The sequence below is a fragment of the Streptomyces sp. NPDC013187 genome (assembly GCF_042899705.1).
Classification (GTDB): Bacteria; Actinomycetota; Actinomycetes; order Streptomycetales; family Streptomycetaceae; genus Streptomyces; species Streptomyces hawaiiensis_A.
Genome location: NZ_JBIBAF010000014.1, coordinates 34,399 through 57,108, shown reverse-complemented (window position 1 = coordinate 57,108; position 22,710 = coordinate 34,399). Strand labels below are relative to the sequence as shown.

The following is a 22,710-nucleotide window of genomic DNA, read 5'->3' as shown; positions in this document are numbered from 1 at the left end:
AGCGATCCGCCCCGCACCCGTCGCCGTCACTCCTCGTCGCGCAGCCGGGCCGCCAGTGAGGTCAGCGACTCCGTCTCCTCGGTGTGACCCAGGGCGGTCAGGCGGACGACGGCCGCGTCCAGCCGGGTGAGCGCAGGGCTGGGACGCTCCAGGTAGATGCCCTCCACGACACCCGCGAGGCGCACGCACTCGGCCCATTCGCCGGCCCGGTCGTCGTCCCTTCCCGGTTCGCCGAGCAGGGCGAGTGCCTTGTCAAGAGCCGCCAGGGCGTCCTCGTACGCGCCGGCGAAGGCGTTGACCCGCCCGTGCTCGTAGGCCAGGGCCGTGTCCAGGGAGCGCCCGTGGGCCTCGTACCCGGCGGCGCGGGCCTCGTCGGCGACCCGGCCGGCATCGGCGAGGACGGCGAGGGCGTCGGACAGTCCGTCCGCGCCCTGCTGCTGCGCCTGCAGACGGGCGAGTTCACGCAGGGAGTTGCTGAGGTGCTCGTAGCGCGGGTCCTCGGCGTGCGCGGCGAGCGCCTGGTCGGCGGCCTCCCGGGCCCGGCCGAACTCACCGGACTCGGCGAGGAGTACGGCCGTCTCCGCGGCGATCATGGCGTGGCTGCCCGGGTCGTCGTCCCAGCCGGCCGACTCGGCCGCGAGTGCGACGAACTCGGCCGTGGCGGCCTTGAGGTCCTCCCCCGTGTGCAGCGCGCGGGCGCGGGTCAGACGCAGCTGGGCCACGAGCCGGTCGTCCAGCTCTCCGGCGGCCACGTCCGGTTCGGCCAGCAGGGAGTCGAGCAGCGCGATGCAGTCCTCGACGCGTCCCAGGTCGAGGCTGAGCTGGGCGGCGTTGCTGTAGGTGCAGTACGCGTCGGTCCGATTGCCGTGTCGCAGGTCCAGCTCCGCCGCACGCGTCAGGTGCCGCAGCGCCTCCTCGGGCCGGCCCAGGTGCATGCAGGCCTCGGCCAGGTCGGCGTGCAGGCGGGTGGCGCCGACCGCGTCGGCCGGCCAGTCGGCGGCCAGGCGCAGGCCCTCGGCCAGATCGTTGTACGCGGCCTGGGGGTCCTGCAGGACGAGCCGGATCCGGCCGCGCAGTCCGAGCGTGCGGGGCAGGTGCCAGGCGGGACCGTGCGCTTTCAGCCGGTCCAGGAGAGCATCGGCCTCGGTGACCGCGGCGGGCAGGTCGCCGGAGATGGCGTACGTGGTGGCCCGCAGCATGTGCGCGCCGGACACCTGCCCTGCGATGTCGTGCCGGGCGGCGAACGCGCGGAGCAGTTCCGCCTCGGCGAAGACCGGCGCGATGTGCTCCTCGCTCCGGGTCGTCTGCAGACGCAGGGCGAGCGCGGTCGCCCGCAGCCGCAGCAGGCGTGCCTCCTGGTGCGGGGTGAGGCCGGGCGTCTCCTCGTGCGTGCGGACCATGGACGCGTGGGCGTCGGTGAGGGCGGTGGCCTTCGCCTCGGGTCCGCCTGCGCCCTCCGCGAGGATCTCGGCGTTCGCGAGCAGGACGCCGGCCCGGGCGAGCGCGGCGTCGCCCGGCGCGCCGGCGTCGTCGTACAGGCCCGCGGCCTCGTCGTTGAGGGCGGCGGCGTCGGTGAACCGGTCCTTCTCGTGCGCCCGGTTCGCCTCTTCGGCCAGCAGGTCCGCGCGCAGCCGGGCGACCGGTCCCACGGCCGGGTCGTCGGGGTGGGTGTAGTCGCGGGCGGTGACGAGGGTGCGCAGCCGCGCCCAGCAGGCCCGCGCGTCCGGGTGGCCCTGCTCGTCCAACGCCCGTGCGCGCAGGATGAGTTCGGTGAGCGACTCGGGGACGGCGGGCGCCGTGCCGACGGCCGGCCGGGCAGCGGGGGCGGCCGGGGTCACGTCGTCGAGGCTGCGGGTGCGCAGGGTCAGCTCCAGGGTGTCCAGGAGCGGGGCGCGCTCCAGGCGCTCCCTGCGGCGGTCGGTGTGGGCGGAGGTTCCGTTGCGGGCGTCGAAACGGGCGGCGAGGTCGTCGGCGCGGCCTCGCACCTCGGCGCGCAGGCCGGCGGCGGTCCAGGCGCGGCCCGCGTATCCGGCGGCGGGCAGCTCGCCATGGCCGAGGAGCTCGACGCGCTGGAGGAGGACCTCCACGCCGGTGAGGAAGTCGAGTTGGTCGAGGGGCGAGTCGACCTCGTCGAACAGGTTCCGGTTCTCGGCGAGCAGCTCCAGGCCGCGGGCCTCGTTGCCGGTCAGCGCGCAGAACTCCAGGTGCCGGCCGACCTCCCCGGACATCGAGGGGGTGCGGCGGCAGCCGCGGTAACCGGCGAGGTGCAGTTCGCGGGCCCGGTCGGCGCGGCCGGTGCGCAGCAGGGGCAGCAGCGCGTACGACAGGGAGCGGGCGGGCTCCTCCTGGCACGACTCCTTGCCGGCCAGGACGGGCTCCCAGGCGCGCAGTGCCCCCTCGTCGTCGCCCTCGGTGAGGTGGTGGCGGGCGCGCCGGCAGATCTCGCATGCCTCGCAGTCGCTGAGCCGGGTGCGTGCGCGGGCGGCCCACAGCTCGTAGGCGAGGGTGGTGTCCTCACCGACGTGTGCGGCGAGCTGGTACGCCTCCCCGTAATAGGGCTGGAGGCCGAGGCCGGCCTTCTCATAGCGGTCGCGCATCTCCGTCAGCCACTGGCGCAGGCTGCTCAGCGGTATCTCGGGCAGGGCGCGCAGGGCGTTGGACACCCACTTGAACCGCCAGAACAACAGGTGGCGCAGGGGCTCGTCGAAAACGTCGGGCTGCTCGTCGAAGAGGGTGAGCAGACGCGCGAAGACGACGGGCGACTTCCGGGGTTCGGAGCCGTAGGTGTACGCCTCCTGGAGTTCGAGGAGGGTGCGGAAGAGCGGCAGGGGCTCCGCGAACTGCTCCGCGGCGTCGACGAGTTCCTCGGCGGTGACGGTGCGGGTGCGGCCGTAGGGGCGCCGTTGGTTCTCCTGGAGCGCCTGGTACAGCTCGTCGGTGTTCTGGGGGTGGGGTGCGGTGGGCATCGTCAGCTGTCCTTGCGGAGGGCGTGGGCGAGCAGGTCGAGGAAGGAGCGGTTGATGAGGCTCGATTCGGCGGGCCGGAGCGGGCGCCGGGACAGCATCGCGGCCTGCCCGTACAGGGCTTCGGCGCTCGTGCGGGCCAGCTCGGGCTCGTCGATGGCGACGGCGGTGCGGACCAGCGGGTTGAGCTGGTTGAGGATCAGCTGCGCGCGCGGTGCCTCGTGGCGCAGGGCGCCCAGGATGTCGCCCCACAGGCCGCCCTCCTGCTCACGGGCGAGCTGGGAGCGGGTGCGTTCGTGCCGGGCCTCACGGCTGTCGATGAGGAGGGCCGGCGCGGAGACGGGCTGGAAGGTGCGCAGGGCGACGTCGCAGTCGAAGACGGACAGGGCGTCGCGGGCCTGCGCGAGATAGGCCGCGGCGGCGAGCTCCGTCTCCCGGTCCACGGGGTCGAGGTGGGCGGTGAGGGTCGCCGGGTCGAGGTCGGCGACACTGGCTTCGGGCCTGATCTCGGGCAGCCGGTGGACCAGTTCACGGTCATAGGTGTAGCCGCCGTTGACCACGCCGAGCCCGGCGGCCGAGGCGATCGCGGCGACCTGGCGGAACTCCTCCACGCTCGACGTCACCAGCACGGTGCGGTGGGTGCGGGAGAACTCGTCGAGGGTGCAGTGCCCGTCGGTGGTCTCGAACGGCAGCCAGGGCAGCAGCATCCGCAGGATCTCGTCGTCGTGCACGGCGAGGGACTTCACGGCCAGGTGGTGGGCCTGGAGGAAGCGGCCGAGCAGGTCCGGGTCGCCGGCGGCGGTCCGGGCGATCCAGTCGCGCAGCCGCTCGGCGAGGGCGTCGCGGACGGCGGCGAGGGTGGCGTCCTCGTAGAGGGACTCGCGGGACGCCGTCGGGCGCAGGCTCTCGGCGTCGACGACACAGCGGACGAAGAACGCCCAGTCGGGCAGGATCTCCTCGGCCTGCTCGGACAGCAGCATGCCCTTGACGTGCACGCGGTGGCCGTGGCGGCGCCCGGCCGGCACCGTCTCGGGCAGGATGCAGGCGATGCCCTTCAGGCCTACGGCCGGCAGGTCCAGCTCGATGGTGTCCAGCGGCTTGAAGCCGAAGACCTCCTCGCCGTACGCGGCCAGGGCCCGGGAACGTGATCCCGGTGTGGGGTAGGTGCGCGCCCAGGGGGCGGGCTCGGGATTGACGGAGGTGCCGGAGCGCTCCGAGCCGCCTGTGCCGTCGTCGAAGGTGACCGGGTGGCGCAGCAGGGAGCCGAAGTGGCGGGCCAGCGCGTGCACTTGTGCCGGCCGGGTCCACTCCCCCGCGTCGGCGCGCGGCGTCAGGGTGACGGTGGTGCCGGGACGGGGGCGGGCGGACGCGGGCAGGGTGCGGACGGTGTAGCTGCCGTCGCCGCGTCCACGCCACTCCACGGCGGGTGCGTCGGGGATACGGGCGGAGCGGCTCAGGACGTGGATCTCGTCCGCGACCAGGAAGCAGGAGAGCAGGCCGATGCCGAACTGACCGATGAAGTCGCCCCGTTGCTCGGCGATGCGGTCGGCGCGCTTGCTGCTGCGGCCGATGGTGGCGAGGAAGCCGTGCACATCGGCCTCGGTGAGACCGACGCCGTCGTCCTCGACGCGTACCACCGAGCCGTCGGCGTGCAGGCGTACGCCGAAGGCGCCGGCGGGAGCTGCCGGTTCGAGGGCGTGCCGGGCGGTCAGTGCGTCCACCGCGTTCTGCATCAGTTCACGCAGGTAGACGCGGGGGCTGGAGTAGAGGTGGTGGGAGAGGAGGTCCACCAGGCCGCGCAGGTCGACCTGGAAGGTGCGGTCGGTGGCGGCGTGGTCGGTGGCATGGTGACGCAGGGGCATGGGGCAGTCCGGGGTGAAGGGAACGGCGGGGTGGGCGATGGTCCGCGGGACCGGCCGGGGACGGCCGGGGCGGGGCGGCCGGCGGCTCAGAAGGCCTTGCGGAAGCGCGCGTACACCTTCTGCGGGTCCGCCATGAAGGTCCACGGCCACTCGGTGAACACGCCTTCCAGCTCGCGGAAGACATTGGAGGCGGTGCTGCTGCCCGCCAGCGAGAGGGCCATGGCGAAGATGTTGTAGTCGCCCTGCCAGCCCAGGCGGCGCTCGTACGCGTGGTGCAGGATGCTGCGCTCCGCCGCTTCCCTCAACTCGGTCCGGATCCGCGGGTGCTGCAGGCAGTCGCGGTTGTCGGACTCCACCCAGTCCTCGATGTGTGCCATGGCGACGGCACAGCCGAGCCGGTGCCCGTCGGGCGCGCCGGCGAAGGCCTTCCGGGCGAACTCGAGGGCCTGGCCCGGCTCTCCGCCCCAGCGGGGCTGGAGGTGCGACACCCACTCCAGGTGGAGGTCCAGGTTCAGCGGATCACGCCGCAGACCGGCTGCGAGCCGGGCCTCCTGGACACTGTCGTCGACGGACATGCCGCGTCCCGAGGTGAGCAGATGGCGCCACGGCGTGACCCAGTCGGGCCGCAGCTCGGCGGCCTCGAGCAGGTGCTCCTCGGCGATGCGCAGCCGCTGGTGGAAGACCTGCCACTGCTCGCGGCTGACGTCCACGGCACGGGCGGACGTACGCGCCTCCCAGCCCCAGGAGACATGGCGCGCACCCGAGATCAGCAGGGCGGTCGCCCGGAGTTCCTTGTCGTCCTTGTCTTCCTCGGCGGCCCGGACGATCCATTCCTCCAGACCGTCCACATCGGTCAGTTGCCCCAGGACGGCCTGCTCGCGGCCGAGGTCGAAGGGGGCGAGGGCCGCCTTGACCGCCGCCCAGTCAGCGGCGTCGGCCGCTTCCACGAGGGCGAGCACCCGCGCGTCCCCGAGCGCGCGCAGCGTGTACACCCCGTTCTTCTGCCTGCGCGGGGCGGGCAGGACGTGCGGATCGGCCGCCGGTCTCTCCGCACCCCTGCCGAACAGCTTGCCGAACATGCCGCGCCCTCCCCTGGTACCGCGTGATCTTCCGGTGCAGCATAGGCGCACCCACCGACATCTCCTCCACCGGGTTTTCACCGGCACTTCACGAGGGGGCAGGCACCGCGCCCGGTCCTCCGCCCGGTCAGCCGACCGTAGTTGCGTGCGTCCTCCGGTCTCGGGCGCGGTGGCGCCGATCGGCCGCGGTGTTCGCTGCGGGCCTCGGGCGCGGTGGCGCCGATCGGCCGCGGTGTTCGCTGCACCGATGACGTTCCCCGACTTCCTGGCGGAGCGTTCCTGGAGGGCCAGGGCTGGGGCTGCGGCGGCCGGAGTCCTGCCCTCGCCCCTCAGGTCAGCTGTCGGGGACGCGCAGGACCAGGACGGCGACGTCGTCGTCGTTGCCTGCGGGGCGGACACGGCGCAGGAGCAGGTCGGTGAACGAGGCGAGGGGCCGGTGGGCCAGGGCGGCGGCGTGCTGGCGCAACCGGTCCAGTCCCTCGTCGAGGGTGCGGCGGGGCGCTTCGACGAGTCCGTCCGTGTACAGCACCAGCGTGGAACCGGGCGGGAGCTGCGCGGTGGCGTCCGGGCGGCGGGTGCCGGTCTGGGTGCCCAGCAGGATGCCGTGGCCGTCGGTGAGGTAGCGGGCCAGGCCGTCCCGGCTGATCAGCAGCGGCGGAGGGTGGCCGGCGTTGGTCCAGGACAGCTGCCATCCGTCGTCGGCCGGTTCGATCCGGGCGAAGATCGTCGTGGCCATGGTGACGTCGGTGATGTGCTGGATCGCCTCGTCGAGCCGTTCGACGATCCTGCTGGGAGGCTCGTGCTGGGACCAGGCGTAGGCACGGAGCATGTTGCGGACCTGCGCCATGCCGGCCGCCGCCTCCAGGTCGTGGCCGACGACGTCTCCGATGGCCAGCGCGGTGGACGCGTCGGACAGGGAGAAGGCGTCGTACCAGTCGCCGCCGACCTGGGAGGCATCGGGGGCGGGGAGATAGCGGACGGTCATCTGCAGGCCGGAGACGCCCGGCATCTGCGGCAGCAGATGGTTCTGCATGGTCTCGGCGACCTTGCGCTGGCGCTGGTAGAGGCGGGCGTTGTCCAGGGCGAGGCCGGCCCGGCGCGCGATGTCCTCGATCAGGGGGAGGTCCACGGGCGTGAAGGCCGCCGATTTCTCGTCGCGGCCCAGGGTCAGCGCTCCGAGGACGGCGCGGGTGCTGCGGATGGGCGCGATCGCCGCGGAGCGCATCCCGGTGACGTCGAACAGGCGGCGCTGCTCGACCGCGATGCCGGAGTCCGGTGCCCCCTGATAGGTCTGCGGGCCGGCCAGGTTGGAGGCGACCCCACGCAAAGCCCTGGACAGGGGCATCGGGGATTCCTGGGGGATCGGCGGCATCGGTCCCTGCAGGTCCTCGTGGTGCGTGAGCGTCTCGCCGTCGGCGTGGACCACGACGGTGCGCCACACCTCGTCGCGCTCCGTGATCAGGTCGACGACCGCCCAGTCCGCGAGGCGGGGCAGGACCAGGGTCACCAGCCGCCGCAACGCCTCGTCCACGTCGAGCGTGGAGGTCAGCTGTGTGGTGGTCTCGGCCAGCAGGGCGAGTCGTGCCAGCTCCGGCAGCGGCCCCGCCGCCGGCTCCGGCTCCGGCTCCGGCTCGGCGGCCTCCGCGTGGCCGGGGGCGTGGAAGACGACGAGCGTGCCGTCGTGCCGGCCATCGAGGTCGTACGGCGTGATCAGCCAGGAGATGCGCAGCACGGTGCCGTCGGCGCGCGCGAAGTAGTCCTCGTCGGCCTGAGCGGTGCGCCCGGCGTGGAAGGCCTGCCGCATGGCGCACTGGGTTCTCGGCAGGGGCTGCCCCTGCGGGCCGCGGTGCAGCAGGTCGTGCGCGTCATGTCCGATCAGGTCGGCGGCGGGCCGGCCCAGCAGGCGCTCGGCGTGGGCGTTCACGGCGAGGATGCAGCCCTGCTCGTCCACGATGTAGGCACCGGCGCCGATGGCTTCCAGGGATGCGGTCGGCGCGACGGACGCTGTCGGCACGGACGGCCCGTGAACGGTCTCCGTGTACTCCGGCCCCGTCATCGCGGCCTCCCTGCTGATCGGGCCGGCGTCCCGGTCGCCGACGTCCCCTGCTTGCTTGCTTTCCCCGTATGCCCATACGAGGGAAGATTCCACGTGACGGTGCGACGTCGCTGCTTCTGGAACGTCGTGCGGGCCTTTGATCTGCGGTCCCGGGAGAGCGAACCGTCCGGTCGAGGGCGGGCCGGGCAGGGCGTGGCCGGCCGCTGAACGTCCTCAGCTCAGGTCGAGGTCGGCGTGCAGCAGGTCGTGGTCCGAGTACGAGGTCGGATGCACGCGGTGCCTGAGCGGGACGATGCCTCGCAGGAACACGTAGTCGAACTTGCTCTGCCAGTCGGTCGTCGTCCGGCAGCTGCCGGTGGGCGCCGGACGGCACTGCGGATCGGCATCCGTGGCCAGCGCCCAGATACCGGACAGCTCGGGGGCCTCCGGCACGGCGTTGAAGTCGCCGAGGAGGATCGCGCGGTCGTGCCGGGCGACCTCCGCTGCGAGCACGCGGGCCTGCTCCGCCCGGACCGCCTCCTGACGCCGCTGGGCGAGATGGGTGTTGAAGACCCGGACGGACCGGCCGTCGACGGTGGTGGTGACGGCCATGTACCCGCGGTCCTCGGAGCCGCCGTCGGGATACTCCACGGTGACCGGGTCCGTCATCGGCGCGGCCGACAGGATCGCCTGGCCGAAGGCCCCCGGGCTCCACGGTGTCCCCCCGCAGCGGCCCCACTTGCGCAGCACCGATCCGTACTCGACGTGGTAGGCCAGCCCGTGCAGGTTCTCCAGGTACTCCCGGATCCACTCGACGTCACGCACGCATGCTTCCTGCAGGCCGATGACCTGGGGCGCGTAGGCGGCGATCTCCGCGGCCTTGTCGACGTCGCTCGCCTCGCAGGGGTTGCAGATGTTCCACGTCATGACCCGGTTCGGAACGACGTCCCTGGCGGCTACGGCGGGCTGGGCCCCGGCGAGGAGGGCGCCGTCGGGTGCACTGGGTCCGACGAGCACCACGCAGATCGCCAGCATGACGCCCGCGAGCAACCGCGGGCCCCTACGCCTGTCGAGCACCATCGCCTCCTCATGGTGGAGATGTCCGGCCTCTGACGCCTCCAAGCACGAGGTTATGGGACGGGATCGTCGGCAACCCAGGTGTTGCGTGATCTCGTCCCGCGGCCCCTGCTCACCATCGCTCGGTCCACGGGACCGAAAGGCGCGGCGGCTCGCGCCACGCTCGGTGGTCCTGGCGCCTTCGACGGTGAGGGGCAAGGCTGTGCGTAGGGTGGCCGGACTGGTGATCGATGCGGGCGGTGCGACATGGAGTGGCAGAAGTTCGCCGAGGAAATGGCCGTGCTCGCGCGGACCCTGCTGAAACAGGACTCCGTGCAGCAGACGCTGGACGAGATCGCGGCATCGGCCGTGAGGCTGGTGGACGGCTGTGACGCGGCGGGGATCCTCGCGGTGCGCAAGGGCCGTGCCGTCACGCTGTCCTCGTGCGGCGACATGGTCCAGGAGTCCGACCGTCTGCAGGGTGAGCTGGGCGAGGGGCCGTGCTTCGACCTCGCCCGCCGCGCGGAGGACGAGCGCGTGTTCCGGGTCGTGGACATGACCCGGCCCCAGCCGGACTGGCCCCGGTACGCCGAGGCCGCGCGCGAGCTGGGCATCGGCAGCATGACCGGGGTCCTGCTCTACACCCACGAGGAGGACTTCGGCGCCCTCAACCTGTACGCCCGCCGCCCGGGCGCCTTCACCGAGGACATCGCGACCGCGGGCTGGCTGCTCGCCTCGCACGCCGCCGTCGCCCTCGCGGACGCCCGCACCATCGACCAGCTCGAGCACGCCCTGGAGACCCGGCACGCCATCGGCGAGGCCATGGGCATCCTCATGGAGCGCCACGGGATGAGCGACGAGGACGCCTTCAGCGTGCTGCGCAACATCTCCCAGCACCACAACGTCAAGCTGCGCGACGTCGCCCAGCGAGTCCGGGACAAGCGCTCCGGCAACCAGCCCTGAGGGCCCCGAGCGCAACGCGATCAAACACCCCATGCAGCGAGGCCAGGTCATACGACGCCACCTCCTCGACCTGGACCGACGGTTTACTGCGCGGCAACGGCGAGTACGGCGCCGTCTGCTACGGAGTACCGACGCTCGAGAAGATGATCTTCAACCACCACCGGTTCGTTCTGCCCAACGGCAGCCGGGACGTCATGCCGCCCTTGATTGCGGGCCACCTCGAGTCCGCCCGTGACAAGGCCCCGGCAGGTGACTACTCCGGTGCCACCTCGGCCTTCGCCCACGGGTGGAACCTGCGCTGGACGCAGACCTGCCACCCCGGTTACGAACTGCGGCCGTCCACCCCGGGCATGACCACGGTCAACGGCTTCGGCCGGATCACCGACTTCCGCACCGGCGAGGTCACCCACACCTGGACCGACAGTCACGGCACCTCGAAGCGGCACGTCTTCGTCTCCCGCGCCGATCAGGTCATCGTCCACGAGGTGCTGCCGGCCACCGGCCGCACCGTCGACACCACGATAAGCGTCAACACACCAAGCCTCTGCAGACCGCGCCCGCGGCGCTGACCCCCGACCACGCCACCCTGCTGGGCCGCATCGCCCCGAAGCACCAGGCGATGTACGACCGTTCCAGCCTCGACCTGAGCGTCTCCACCGCCGACCGGCAGCTGTCCACCAGTGCCCTGATCGCGCGACAGAAGAGCAACTCCTCCACGATCGACCGCGTCCTGCTGGAGCGCATGCACGACTCCGGGCGCTACCTGTTCGTCAGCTCCAGCGGCGTCCTGCCACCACGCCTGACCGGGATCTGGAGCGGCACCTGGAGCGGTTGCTGGGCCGACGACATCACCACCGACGCCAACATCAACATTCGATCTGGAGAGAACGGGCTGTCCGCGGACGTGCAGGGCAATTCCACGGACAACCGCGCGAAAGTCATCCAGTGGCCCGCCGGCAGCGGCTGGAACCAGGAGTGGTAGCTCGTAGGGCTGTGACGGGTGTCACGCATCCATCTCATATTGATGGGATGGATCTTCCCCTCGTGCTGCGCAGCAGCCCAACCCCAGACCGCTTAACGCGCCTTATCTGCCACTTTAATCAAGCCTCTAGACGGCCCGAGTGAAAACCATCTATAAACATCCCATCTCTTCACGAGCGACGCACAGCTGTCGTGTCGGCGTGACAACTCCCGCTACGGGACCAGCGCGAGGAATCCAACGATGAGACTCGGAACCGTTCGTTCTGTGCTCAACCGTCTCCGTCGTCTCCGCCATGGCGCTGCTCAGCGCCTGCGGCGGCGGCTCCACCACCGCCGCGTCGTCGCGCGACAAGCCGCTCGTGGGTGTCGACTACCCCCGCTCCGACACCGACTTCTGGAACTCGTACATCAAGTACACCCCCCAGTTCGCCAAGGACCTGGACCTGGACCTGAAGACCACCAGCTCCAGACCGACCTGACCGCCCACCCGGACATCAAGGGCGTCTACATGCAGTCCAGCTTCGCCCCCTGTCCGGCACGCTCCAGGTACTCAAGCAGCGCGGTCTGCTGGTCGACCCGAAGAACAAGAAGCACGTCTTCGTGGTCTCCAACGACGGCATGTCCGAGGAGCTCAAGTCCATCGCCGCGGGCAAGATCGACGCGACCGTCTCCCAGCCGGCCGACCTCTACGCCAAAACGCCTCCTGTATTACCTCAAGGCCGCGATCGAGTCCTGGTCGCCCTGACCATCTCCCGGATCACGGGCGGCAAGGTCCAGGAGTGAACCGGGCGGCCGTCGCCGCCGACACCGATGACCGCCTCACCCTTCCCGCCGCAGGGGGCCACGCGCCCCACCCGCCCCCACAGGAGTTGCTGCCATGTCCTCCGCCGTGCCCTCAACCGCCCGCATCATCGCCCTGGACGTCCTGGACGTCCGCTTCCCCACCTCCGAGCATCTCGACGGCTCGGACGCGATGAACCCCGAGCCCGACTACTCGGCCGCCTACGTGGTCCTGCGCACCGACGTCGGCGACGGTGCGGAGGGCCACGCGCTGGCCTTCACCACCGGCCGGGGCAACGACGCGCAGGCCGCCGCCATCGCCACCCTCACCCCGCACGTCGTCGGACGGTCGGTCGAGGAGGTCTGCTCCGACCTCGGCGCCTTCTCCCGCTCCCTCGTCCACGATCCCCAACTGCGCTGGCTGGGGCCGGAGAAGGGCGCCATCCACATGGCGACCGGCGCCGTCGTCAACGCCGCCTGGGACCTCGCGGCCAAGCGCGCCGGAAAGCCCGTCTGGCGCTTCCTCGGCGAGATGTCCCCCGAGGAGCTCGTCGCGCAGGTGGACTTCCGCTGGCTGTCCGACGCGCTCACTCCCGAGGAGGCGCTGGAGATCCTGCGCCGCGCCGAGCCGGGCCGTGAGCGGCGCATCGGCCTGCTGATCGACGGCGGCTACCCCGCGTACACCACCACCCCGGGCTGGCTCGGGTACTCCGACGAGAAGCTGGCCCGGCTGTCCCGCGAGGCCGTCGCCGACGGCTTCACCCAGATCAAGCTGAAGGTCGGGGCGTCCCTGGAGGACGACGTCCGGCGCATGCGCGTCGCCCGCGAGGCCGTCGGCCCGGACATCCGCGTCGCGGTCGACGCCAACCAGAGATGGGACGTGCAGCCCGCCATCGACTGGATGCGCGAGCTGGCCCCCTACGACCCGTACTGGATCGAGGAGCCCACCTCCCCCGACGACATCCTCGGCCACGCCGCCGTCCGCAAGGCCCTCAGCCCCATCAAGGTCGCCACCGGCGAGCACATCGCCAACCGGGTCGTCTTCAAGCAGCTGCTGCAGGCCGGCGCGGTGGACATCGTGCAGATCGACTCGGCGCGCGTCGGCGGTGTCAACGAGAACATCGCGATCCTGCTGCTCGCCGCGAAGTTCGGCGTGCCGGTCTGCCCACACGCCGGCGGAGTGGGCCTGTGCGAGATGGTGCAGCACCTTTCGATGTTCGACTACGTCGCCGTCTCCAGCACCACCGAGGACCGCGTCATCGAGTACGTCGACCATCTGCACGAGCACTTCGTCGACCCGGTGCGCCTCACCGACGGCCGCTACCTGGCCCCGACCCTGCCCGGCCTGAGCGCGCAGATGCACCCGGAGTCCCTCAAGGAGTACTCCTACCCCGACGGCCCGGTCTGGTCCTCCCGTGTCTGAGTTCCTGCCTCTCGTCGACCCCCACCACCACGTGTGGGACCTGGACCGGCGCCCGCAGCCCTGGCTGGACGAGCCGGGTCTCGAACCGATCCGCCGCGCCTACGGCGTCGAGGACCTGCGGCGGGAGGCGGTCCGGCCGATCGCGGGCCGGTGGCTGACGAGGACGGTGCTCGTCCAGTGCATCGCGTCCCTGCCGGAGACGGCGGAACTGCTCGCGCTCGCCGACAAGGACCCGCTGGTCGGCGCGGTCGTCGGGTGGGCGGATCTCGCCGGGGCCGACGTCGGGGACATGCTCGACGTACTCCTCGCCGGTACCGGGGGCGCGTACGTGCGGGCGGTGCGGCACGTGGTGCAGGGGGAGCCCGATCCGGAGTGGTTGCAGCAGCCGGTCGCCGAACGGGGCCTGCGCGCCGTTCAGAACCGGGGCCTCGGCTACGACGTGCTCATCCGCAGTCATCAGCTCCCGCAGGCCATCCGCCTGGCCCAGCACTTCCCCGAGCTTCCCCTGGTCCTGGACCACGCGGGGAAGCCGCCCATCGGCCCCCAAGCCCACCGCGACACCCTGCCCGACTGGCAGCGGAAGGTGCGCGTGCTGGCCGGCTTCCCGCAGGTGCGGTACAAGGTCTCCGGGCTGATCACCGAAGCCGACCACTGCGAGTGGACCATCGCCGACATCCGGCCGGTGTGGGACACCCTGCTGGCCGCCTTCGGCCCCGACCGGCTCATGTTCGGCTCCGTCTGGCCCGTCTGCGTCCTGGCCGGCGGCTGGGCACGCTGGGCGACCACCGTGGAGGAGCTGCTGCACGGTTTCTCCGAGTACGAGAAGCAGGCGCTGCTGTGCGACACGGCGGCCGGCTTCTACCGGCTGTACGAGACGTAGGAAGAGGCCCCTTCATGCTGCTGACCGAACTGCTCCACCCCGGCATCCTCGAAGCGCTCGCGGGAGCCGGGCACGGTGCCCGGGTCCTGCTCGCCGACGGCCACTACCCCGCCAGCACCGCCGTCGGGGAACGCGCGAGGACCGTCCACCTCAACCTCTCCCCCGGCGTGCTCGACGTCACCACCGTCCTCGACGTCCTGCTGCGGGCCCTGCCCGTCGAAACGGCCCACGTCATGGTGCCGCCCGAGACAGAGCCCGAACCGCCTGCCATCGCCGAGTACCGCTCCCGGCTCGCGCCCGTCCCCGTCCAGACGCTCGGCCGCTTCGAGTTCTACGACGCCGCCCGCTCACCCGACCTGGCCCTGGCCGTCGTCACCGCCGACATCCGTACCTACGCCAACCTGCTGCTGACCATCGGCGTCCGCGCTGAAAGGACCCTGACCACGCGATGACTCTCGCCGTCCGCTATCTCACCGCCCGCATGAGCCGGGCACCGACGTCGAGAAGGACGTCACCGCCGCGGGCCGCGCCCTCCTCGAAGGCATCTCGGGCCGCACCCTGCGCGCCCGCATCTGGCACGGCCTGGTCGACGGACCCTCGCGGAGCACGAGGCGACCACGCCGCCCTGGCCGCTCGGGACGCGGCACTCGGGCACGCGGCGGCACTGCTGCACGTCAGCAACACCGAGCAGTGGTTCCGGGAGCACCTGGGCTCCATGAGCGGTCGCCCGAAAGCGGCACGGCAGGCGGACTCGCCTCTTGAACAGGGCCGCCCGGCGCCGGGTGCGAACCGTCAGGACGACCCGGACGACCGGCCCCGACGTGACGTGCTGCCCCGGACACCTCCAGGGATCTTCGACCGGTCCTGCCGGTACCATCAGCGTCACATGTGACGGCCCTCCTGCCGGTTTCGCGTAAGGGGCCTGTAGAGCGAGGCGCTCACGGAGGGAGCTCAGGTTGTCCCTGACGGACAAGGCCATAGAGCAGATCCGTGAGCTCATCCGCTCAGGTGCGCTTCCCCCGGGCGCGAAACTGCCCCCGGAGCCGGAGCTGGCGGCGCAGCTGGGGCTCTCGCGCAACCTCGCCCGCGAGGCGGTCAAGGCTCTGTCCGTCGCCCGGGTGCTGGAGGTCCGACGAGGAGACGGCACGTACGTGACCAGTCTCCAGCCGAGTCTGCTCCTGGAGGGCCTGGGCGGCGCGGTGGAGCTCCTCCAGAGCGACAAGGGCGCGCTGCTGGACCTGATGGAGGTGCGGCGGCTGCTCGAACCGCTCGCCACCGGGCTCGCCGCCCACCGGATCACCGACGAGCAACTGGACGATGTGAAGCGGCACTTGGACGCCATGCGCGAGGCGCGCGACGACGTCGAGCAGCTCAACGCGCACGACGCCGCCTTCCACCGGGCGGTCGTCGCGGCCACCGGCAACGAAACCCTGCTCACCCTGCTCGAAGGCATCTCCGGCCGCACCCTGCGCGCTCGCATCTGGCGCGGGCAGGTCGACGACCGGTCGTCGACGCGGACCCTGGCGGAACACCAGGCGATCTTCGACGCCCTGTCCACCCGCGACCCCGCCCTCAGTCAGGCCGCCGCCCTGCTGCACGTCAGCAACACCGAGCACTGGCTCCGGAAACACCTGCAGTCCCTCGACCTCCAGGCCTAGCGCATCCCCGGAGCGGGGACCGGACTCCGCGCCTGGGTGGGGTTCGGCCGCATCTGGGCAGCGGGGCGCGCCGCGTCCCCCGGTACGCGGAGTGCTCCTCCGGCCAACCGGTCGTGTGGGCCGCGTTCGACGAGGGCCACATCGCCGCGCCACAGGACGGGGCCGCCGGTGACAGCGGCTCCCGCGCGGCGCGTCATGTCCACGACTGCTCCGCCACCGAGTCCAGCCGGATGAGAACGGCGGTGTTCCCGCGCGGCAGCGAGACGGTGAGCCGCCCCGCGCCCGCCTCCCACTCCACGGCGGCATCGGCTGTCGGGGGGTACAGCACCGTGGGCTCGACCTGAGCACCACGCAGGTGGGGAATGGCGAGCGTGCGGTCGGTTTCGCCGGAGCCGTTCCGGCCGTGGCCGCTCGGGGCGGGTGCTCCACCGTTGTCCGGTTCCCTCCTGCAGACGGAGAGGAACGTGGCCCCTCGGCCCCGAAGTCCGTGAGCGACCCAGTCGTCCTCCCAGCCGGGAAGCCCCAGAGGCCAGAACGGCCTGGCCCGGCCGAGCTGCGGCCGCAGCTCCTTGTACACGGAGATCGCCGAGCGGACGAGGCCGGACTGCGCGGGGCTCATCAGGTTGAGGAAGCCGGAGAGGTGGACCCGGCCGAGCAGGGCCCCGGTGAGGGTGAGGGCGATCTCGTCGAGGGTGTGGTCCGGCTGGGGGTAGGCCCAGACCGCGGCCTGCTCCGGTGTCACGGCGGTGGCGGCCGCGGCGGCGATGGGCGGATAGCGCAGGAGGTCCTGCTGGTCGCTGGTGGACTGCAGTTGGGCCACGGCCAACTGCGCGTAGTCCATGCGCAGGCCGCCCGATCCGCAGTTCTCCAGGACGAGACCGGGATGCCGGTCGAGGAGCGAGGCCATCCAGTCGAGGTGGGCACGGTGGTGCCCGAGCAGACCGGCACCCGCGCTCTCGCAGCCGTTCTCCGTGCCGGGACCGATGTTGATGTTGTAGTCGAGCTTCAGGTAGCCGACGCCCCACTCACCGACCAGCCGGTCCACGACCTGGTCGAGATGGGCGCGGGCGGCCGGGTGACGCAGGTCCAGGTGGTGCCGCCCGTGTTCGGTGACGCGCACACCGCCGCGCCGGAAGAACGCCTCGGGAGGCAGAGCGCGGGCCAGGGGGCTGCGCACACCGACGACTTCGGGTTCGAGCCAGAGCCCCGGGGTCATCCCGTGCGCTCGGATGGCGTCCAGGACCTCCGGCAGACCGCCCGGGAAACGGCGAGGAGCGGGCTCCCACGCGCCGACGGCGTCCCACCAGCCCTGGGCGTCGTCGTCGTACCAGCCCGCGTCGATCACGAACACCTCGGCACCGGCCGCACCCGCCGCCTCGATCAGCGGCAGGAGCCGTTCGGTGGTGGGGTCGCCCATCAGGGTGTTCATGTAGTCGTTGTAGATCACCGGCAGCGCGCGGTGGTCGGGGTGGTCGCGGCGGATGCTCCGGCGGTAGTCGGTGAGTTCCCCGAAGGCCGCGTCCAGTCCGCCGGTCTCCGTGTGGACGAGAACGGCCGGGACGGTGTGGAACTCCTCGCCGGGGGCCAGGGTGTGCCGCCACTGGTGGTGCGCGTCGTCGGGGCCGAACAGGGCCACATAGGCGGCTCCCTCGCGTTCACCCGTCTCGAAGCGCCAGCCCGCGCTGGACTCGATCTGCCAGAGCCAGGCGCGGCCTTCCGCGTCGGTGAGGCCGGCCACGGGAAGGTGGCGGCCGGTGGACCAGCTCCCCTGCGAGTACCGCTCGAAGCAGCCCCGGCCCTCATGGCCGTGGGCGGAGCGGCTCAGCGGGACCACCCGCTTGCGGAACTGGTCCTGCCGCCACCGGCATTCGGCGAGCCAGTCGTTGTCCGCCCAGTGCAGGGTCAGGCCGTCGAGGCCGCCCTCCGCGTCGACGACGCCGCCGAGGGCCAGCGTGGAGACGCTCTCCAGCCGCAGCGCAGCGCCGCCCTCGTTGACGAGGCGTACCCGGGCCCGCAGGCAACCGCTGCCCGCACGGGTTTCCAGGGTGACGTGGGCGGCCAGACCGGTCCCGGGATCCGTGAGCCGGATCGTCGTACGATCCACGCCGCCGCGCCGGACCGTCTCGTGCCCCCGGTAGGTCAGGCGCTCGCCGATGGCCGTCTCGATGAATCGCTCCCCCGACCACATGCGTCCGTGGCCGGTGGCCGTGACCTCGACGAGGGGCACCAGGCGGGCCCAGTCCTGACCGGGTCTTCCCAGCCTCACCGCTCCGGTGGCATCCATGACGGCGTGCAGGCCGGATTCCGGATGCGACCAGACCCAGGAGCCCTCGGCCGTTTCGACGGTAGCGGTCAACGCGATTCCCCTTCCGGGATGATTCGGTCCTGCGGCGGTCTGGGTGGGGCTGATCTGGGGATTCACCAACGGCGCAGGGGCCGGGCCCCCTGCGGCGGATGTACCGGAGAGCAGATTGCGCACTCACGGTCTCTTGACGCCCGCGTTGTGACCGCTCACAATCCTCGCATGTTTGTGACCGGTCACACAAGGTCGGGCAGCTCCGCCGACGCCCCTCAGCAACAGCAGAAGGCCGCGAGCATCCGCGATGTCGCCCAGGCGGCGGGCGTCTCCTACCAGACCGTTTCGAGGGTCATCAACGGCCACCCGAACGTCCGGGAGGAGACGCGAAGGCGGGTGCGGGAGGCCATCGCCGCACTGGGGTTCAGGCGCAACGCCACCGCGTTCGCGCTGGCCAGCGGCGTGAACCGGTCGATCACCGTCCTCACGTCGAACACGCTGCTCCACGGTTACGCGGCCACCCTGCAAGGCCTGGAGGAGGCGTCCCGCGCAGCGGGCCACACGCTCGGCGTGCGGGTCCTGACTCCCGAGGACGACCTCGACCGCACGATCGCTTCGGCCGCCGACGCCGGTGGCGGCCTGGTGGTCATCGGCTTCGACCGCCTCGGCGCGGCCGCCCTGGACCGCGTACCGGCACACGTGCCGTGCGCGGCGGTGGTGGAGGCTCCGCCCCGGGGGAGCTCACCGGGTCTGCCCGCCGTGTGGGCAGACGACCGCGAGGCGGCCCGTGCCGCCACCGAACACCTCTTGGCGCTGGGGCACGACACCGTCCATTACGTGGCGATTCCCGCCTCGACCGGGTCCCGGCACTCGATGGGACCCCGCGCCGAAGGCTGGCGCCAGGCCCTGGTCTCGGCCGGTGTCGCCGCTCCCGAGCCGTCCGGCAAGGGCTGGGACGCCCAGGCCGGATACGAGGCCGGGAAGAAGCTCGCCCGGAATGCGGAGGCCACCGCGATCCTCTGCGGCAACGACGACCTGGCGCTGGGAGTGCTGCGGGCCCTGCACCACGCGGGCCGGCGGGTTCCGGAAGACGTCAGCGTCATCGGGTTCGACGACGCTCCGCACTCCGCCTACGTGACACCGTCCCTCACGACGGTCCGCATGGACTTCCAGGGGCTGGGCCGCGCCGCCTTCGGTCTGCTGCGCACCCGGCTCGACGCCGATCAGCGGGCACCCGCGGCGCTTCCGGCCGCACCCGCCCTCGTGCTCCGGGAGAGTTCCGGCCCGCGGCGCACATGAGCCGGCCCGCACACCCGCGCCCCACGTCTTGTTCCGCCCCCCTCCGGTTCCCCGCAGTCATCGCCCCTCTCCACAGCACCGCGCCGCCTTCCCGCTCCTCACGACCAAGGATCTCGCCATGAGAAGAGCCGTCTCCGTCCTTGTCACCGCCTGTCTGCTCGGCCTGACCGCCACCGCCTGCAGCGACAGCACCGCCGGCGGAACCGGCGCCGCTCCCGAGGGATCCGTCGACCCGACCGCCGACCTCAAGGGCGTCGAACTCACCATGTGGACGGCCCAGAACAGCGTCGGCCAGCCCAAGCAGGCCATCGAGGCGTTCGAGAAGGCCACCGGGGCGAAGATCAACACCGAGGTCATCCCCGACCCCTACGAGTCGAACGTCCCGACCAAGCTCGCCTCGGGCGTCAAGCCGGACCTGATGTTCTGGCAGCCCACGGGCAGCACACTGCCGTTCATCCAGCCGCAGCAGAACCTGCTCCAGCTCGACAACGAGGACTGGGTCCCGAAGCTCGGCAAGACGGAGCAGGGCCTCGGCCAGGTCGACGGCCACCGCTACGCGGCCATCGTCACCAGCCCCGCGGTCCTCGGCGTCTACTACAACAAGGGCGTCTTCAAGAAGGCCGGCATCACGACGATGCCGAAAAGCTACGACGAGCTCCTCGCCACCGCCTCAAAGATCAAGTCCAGGACGGGCGTGGCCCCCTTCTTCGAGGTCGGCGGCGACAAGTGGCCCCTGCAGTGGCAGGTCCAGGTGCAGATGACGGATCTGCCGCAGACGTTCTGGGACAAGCTGAACAAGAACAAGGCCGACTGGACCGACAAGACCGTCGTCGACGCCATCACCACGTACAAGACGAAGGTCCTCGACGGCGGCCTGGCGCAGAAGAACTACAAGACGGCCACGTTCGTCGACCAGGGCAAGGCGATCATGGACGGCAGCGCCGCGATGGCTCTCAACGTCACCTCGCTCCAAGCCCAGATACAGGCCACCTCCAGTACGCAGGAGATGGACGAGAAGCTCGGCTGGTTCCCCATCGCCAACAGCGCCGCCAAGGCCGAGTACTCGCCCGACCAGACCAACGGCGTCGTCGCCTTCAAGACCGGCGACACCGAGCGGCAGAACGCCGCCAGGCAGTTCCTGTCCTTCTGGCTGGGCAAGGACTACCCGGACTACATCAAGGCGAACAGGCTCGTCTCCGTGCAGCCGTCGGTGCCCAACCCCGACGGTCTGCCGCAGACCGCGATCGCCCAGGCCGAAGCGCTGTCCTCCGCCACCGGCGTCTTCCAGGTCAAGGCACTGACCGCGCCCGACATGCACCTCGCCCTCGCCGACATGATCTACGGCAAGAAGTCGCCCCGGCAGGTCGCCCAGGCCGCCCAGGACCAGTTCGAGCAGGTGCTCAAGGCGCGTGGCGTCTCCGGCTTCTGACCGGCGCCCTTTCGTCAGCCCTCTCCCCCGGGCCGCCGTCGGCGGTGCGCCCGGGGCCCGCATTCGGAGGTGAGAAAGTGGCGGACACCGCCACCAGGGGCGCCATCGACGCCATGCGCGCGAGCCACCGGAGCGCATCGCCCCGCCGCACCCGGCGCGAGCGCCTCCGCAGGAAGGCCGACCAGCCGTGGTGGTTCGCGCTTCCCGCGCTCGCCGTGTTCGGTGCGTTCTTCCTGCTGCCGAACCTGCTGAACTTCGTCTACCCGTTCACCGACTGGTCGGCGTTCCACCCGCAGATCGGCTTCGTGGGCCTGTCGAACTTCGAGACCATCCTCGACGACGGCTCGATGGCCCGCGACATCCGCATCACCCTGGAGTACGCGGTCCTGGTGGCCGTGTTCCAGAACGGATTCGGTCTGGGCCTGGCCCTGCTGCTGGAGCGGGACACCCGCTTCAACCGCTTCTTCAGGGCGGTGTTCTTCCTGCCCGTACTGATCTCCGCCCTGGCCGTGGGCTACATCTTCCGGGCCCTGCTCGCGCAGGACGGAGCACTCAACAGCGTGCTGTCCGCCCTCGCGGGGCACCAGGTCGACACGCCCTGGCTGGGGTCGACGACCTGGACCCTGGTCGTGGTGACCCTCGTCCACGGCTGGAAGTGGATGGGCCTGGCCATGCTGATCTACCTCGCGGGCCTGAAGAGCATGCCCGGTGACGTGCTGGAGGCCGCCCGGATCGACGGGGCCGGCGCCTGGCGCACCTTCTGGTCGATCCGGTTCCCGCTGCTGGCACCCGCGGTGACGTTCAACGTGACGACCGCCCTGATCGGCTCCATGAACACCTTCGACATCGTCCAGGCCACCACCGGGGGTGGTCCGGGCAGCGAGACAGAGGTCTTCAGCATCTACATGTTCCGCATCTTCGGTCAGGGGCTGTACGCCCAGGCGTCCGCGATGAGCCTGGTGCTCTTCCTCGTGGTCGTCGTCCTCGCCGTGCCCGTGATCGTCGGCCTGCGCCGGAGGGAGATCAACCAGTGACCACCGCCACCGTGTTCGCTCCCGCCCGCCGGCGCGCCCCGCGCTGGTTGCAGCCGGCCGCCGTCCTGCTCATCGCGGCCGTCACCATCGGCATCCCGCTCTGGCTCGTCGCGGTGACCTCCGTGAAGCCCCAGTCGGAGGCGATCAAGCCCAACCTCTCACTGCCGCACCGGGTGCAGGCCGCGGAGAACTACCAGCAGACCTTCGACCAGGGCAAGGTCGTCCAGGGCTTCGTCAACAGCCTCCTGGTCGTGGTCCCTTCCGTGGTCCTCGTGCTGCTGCTGGGCGCCGGCGCCGCCTGGGTCTTCGCCCGCCGCAAGGGGCGCCTGGCCGGCACGCTGTACGCGTTGAGCATCAGCGGCCTCCTGCTGCCGCCCGCCGTCATCACCATCGTCATGGAACTGCGTCAACTCGGCCTGGCGGGCACCCAGCTGGGCATGATCGCGGTCTACACGGGGATGTACCTGTCCACGTCGATCTTCTTCATGACCGGCTTCATCCGGAACCTCCCCGAGGAACTGGAGGAGGCCGCGCGCATGGACGGCGCCGGTCCGGCCCGGGTCTTCTTCCAGGTGATCCTGCCGCTCCTGCGCCCCGTCATCGCCACCGCCACGATCATGGTGATGCTCTTCGCCTGGAGCGACATCTTCTACGCGTTCTTCGTGCTGGGCGGCGGGGACAAGGCCACGCTCCCGCTCAACCTCTACCAGGTCGCGAGCGCCCAGCTGTACCTGAACAACTGGCACCTCATCTTCGCCTACGTCGTGATGATGAGCCTTCCGATGGTGGCCGTCTTCGTCATCGCCCAGCGCCGGATCGTCGCCGGCATCACCAGCGGCGCCGTCAAGTAGCGCGCGCCCACGCTCTGCGGGGCGCGACTCCCCGCGCGCCCCGGCCCTCACCCTCCGGTGCGCCCGGTCCGTCCGGGCTCCCGAATCCACTCACCATCCTCCCGCGGCGACACGGGAGGCG

At 71.4% G+C, this 22,710-nt stretch carries 17 protein-coding genes and 2 pseudogenes; 13 read left to right on the top strand and 6 right to left on the bottom strand.

The features are described from left to right. Positions 1–26 precede the first annotated feature (26 nt). The 5 genes from ACFY5B_RS28065 to ACFY5B_RS28045 all read right to left on the bottom strand — a co-directional run bounded on the left by ACFY5B_RS28065 (position 27) and on the right by ACFY5B_RS28045 (position 9,019). A complete protein-coding gene (locus ACFY5B_RS28065) occupies positions 27–2,966 on the bottom strand; it encodes a hypothetical protein (protein ID WP_389974204.1) in 2,940 nt (979 codons plus the stop codon). Between the two features lie 2 nt (positions 2,967–2,968). After that, on the bottom strand, positions 2,969–4,825 hold the full coding sequence (locus tag ACFY5B_RS28060) for an HSP90 family protein (protein ID WP_389974201.1): 1,857 nt from the start codon (positions 4,823–4,825) through the stop codon (positions 2,969–2,971). 86 nt (positions 4,826–4,911) lie between these two features. After that, complete coding sequence (locus ACFY5B_RS28055) at positions 4,912–5,904, bottom strand: hypothetical protein (protein ID WP_389974198.1); 993 nt, start codon at positions 5,902–5,904, stop codon at positions 4,912–4,914. Positions 5,905–6,238: 334 nt separating this feature from the next. Further along, positions 6,239–7,960, bottom strand: coding sequence for a SpoIIE family protein phosphatase (locus tag ACFY5B_RS28050; protein ID WP_389974195.1), 1,722 nt, complete (start codon positions 7,958–7,960; stop codon positions 6,239–6,241). Positions 7,961–8,173: 213 nt separating this feature from the next. Further along, positions 8,174–9,019 (bottom strand): endonuclease/exonuclease/phosphatase family protein, encoded by an 846-nt coding sequence (locus tag ACFY5B_RS28045; RefSeq protein WP_389974192.1) that lies wholly within the window; start codon positions 9,017–9,019, stop codon positions 8,174–8,176. 243 nt (positions 9,020–9,262) lie between these two features. On the opposite strand from ACFY5B_RS28045, the gene ACFY5B_RS28040 reads away from it, so the two are divergent. The 9 genes and pseudogenes from ACFY5B_RS28040 to ACFY5B_RS28000 all read left to right on the top strand — a co-directional run bounded on the left by ACFY5B_RS28040 (position 9,263) and on the right by ACFY5B_RS28000 (position 15,680). Continuing rightward, the gene (locus ACFY5B_RS28040; RefSeq protein WP_389974189.1) at positions 9,263–9,958 is read left to right on the top strand and encodes an ANTAR domain-containing protein; all 696 of its coding nucleotides are present in this window, start codon (positions 9,263–9,265) and stop codon (positions 9,956–9,958) included. Continuing rightward, on the top strand, positions 9,955–10,527 hold the full coding sequence (locus tag ACFY5B_RS28035) for a glycoside hydrolase N-terminal domain-containing protein (protein WP_389974697.1): 573 nt from the start codon (positions 9,955–9,957) through the stop codon (positions 10,525–10,527). The genes ACFY5B_RS28040 and ACFY5B_RS28035 overlap by 4 nt, the downstream gene beginning before the upstream one ends. Positions 10,528–10,577: 50 nt before the next feature. Then, positions 10,578–10,940, top strand: coding sequence for an RICIN domain-containing protein (locus ACFY5B_RS28030; RefSeq protein ID WP_389974186.1), 363 nt, complete (start codon positions 10,578–10,580; stop codon positions 10,938–10,940). A gap of 292 nt (positions 10,941–11,232) precedes the next feature. Beyond that, positions 11,233–11,669 (top strand): annotated as a pseudogene (locus tag ACFY5B_RS28025) (substrate-binding domain-containing protein); the annotation flags it as partial. Between the two features lie 147 nt (positions 11,670–11,816). Beyond that, positions 11,817–13,142, top strand: a complete 1,326-nt coding sequence (locus tag ACFY5B_RS28020; RefSeq protein ID WP_389974183.1) for an L-fuconate dehydratase — start codon at positions 11,817–11,819, stop codon at positions 13,140–13,142. Continuing rightward, positions 13,135–14,022, top strand: a complete 888-nt coding sequence (locus tag ACFY5B_RS28015) for an amidohydrolase family protein (RefSeq protein WP_389974180.1) — start codon at positions 13,135–13,137, stop codon at positions 14,020–14,022. The genes ACFY5B_RS28020 and ACFY5B_RS28015 overlap by 8 nt, the downstream gene beginning before the upstream one ends. Before the next feature lie 14 nt (positions 14,023–14,036). Then, a complete protein-coding gene (locus ACFY5B_RS28010) occupies positions 14,037–14,474 on the top strand; it encodes an RbsD/FucU domain-containing protein (protein WP_389974177.1) in 438 nt (145 codons plus the stop codon). Between the two features lie 79 nt (positions 14,475–14,553). Beyond that, positions 14,554–14,752 (top strand): annotated as a pseudogene (locus ACFY5B_RS28005) (GntR family transcriptional regulator); the annotation flags it as partial. Positions 14,753–14,978: 226 nt separating this feature from the next. After that, positions 14,979–15,680, top strand: coding sequence for a FadR/GntR family transcriptional regulator (locus tag ACFY5B_RS28000; protein WP_389974174.1), 702 nt, complete (start codon positions 14,979–14,981; stop codon positions 15,678–15,680). A gap of 193 nt (positions 15,681–15,873) precedes the next feature. Here the strand turns inward: ACFY5B_RS28000 and ACFY5B_RS27995 are convergent, their stop codons facing one another. Next, positions 15,874–17,964 carry a glycoside hydrolase family 36 protein gene (locus ACFY5B_RS27995; protein WP_389974694.1) on the bottom strand — a complete coding sequence of 697 codons (2,091 nt, stop codon included), beginning with the start codon at positions 17,962–17,964 and terminating at the stop codon, positions 15,874–15,876. 240 nt (positions 17,965–18,204) lie between these two features. Here ACFY5B_RS27995 and ACFY5B_RS27990 point away from each other — a divergent pair, with 240 nt between their 5' ends. From ACFY5B_RS27990 to ACFY5B_RS27975, 4 genes are all read left to right on the top strand, one after another. Next, complete coding sequence (locus ACFY5B_RS27990; RefSeq protein ID WP_389974171.1) at positions 18,205–19,275, top strand: substrate-binding domain-containing protein; 1,071 nt, start codon at positions 18,205–18,207, stop codon at positions 19,273–19,275. 118 nt (positions 19,276–19,393) lie between these two features. Further along, positions 19,394–20,704 carry an ABC transporter substrate-binding protein gene (locus ACFY5B_RS27985; protein WP_389974168.1) on the top strand — a complete coding sequence of 437 codons (1,311 nt, stop codon included), beginning with the start codon at positions 19,394–19,396 and terminating at the stop codon, positions 20,702–20,704. Between the two features lie 77 nt (positions 20,705–20,781). Next, positions 20,782–21,738: a carbohydrate ABC transporter permease gene (locus ACFY5B_RS27980; RefSeq protein WP_389974165.1), complete on the top strand. Its 957-nt coding sequence runs from the start codon at positions 20,782–20,784 to the stop codon at positions 21,736–21,738. Beyond that, entirely contained in the window at positions 21,735–22,589 is an 855-nt protein-coding gene (locus ACFY5B_RS27975) for a carbohydrate ABC transporter permease (protein ID WP_389974162.1), read from the top strand. The genes ACFY5B_RS27980 and ACFY5B_RS27975 overlap by 4 nt, the downstream gene beginning before the upstream one ends. Positions 22,590–22,710 lie beyond the last annotated feature (121 nt).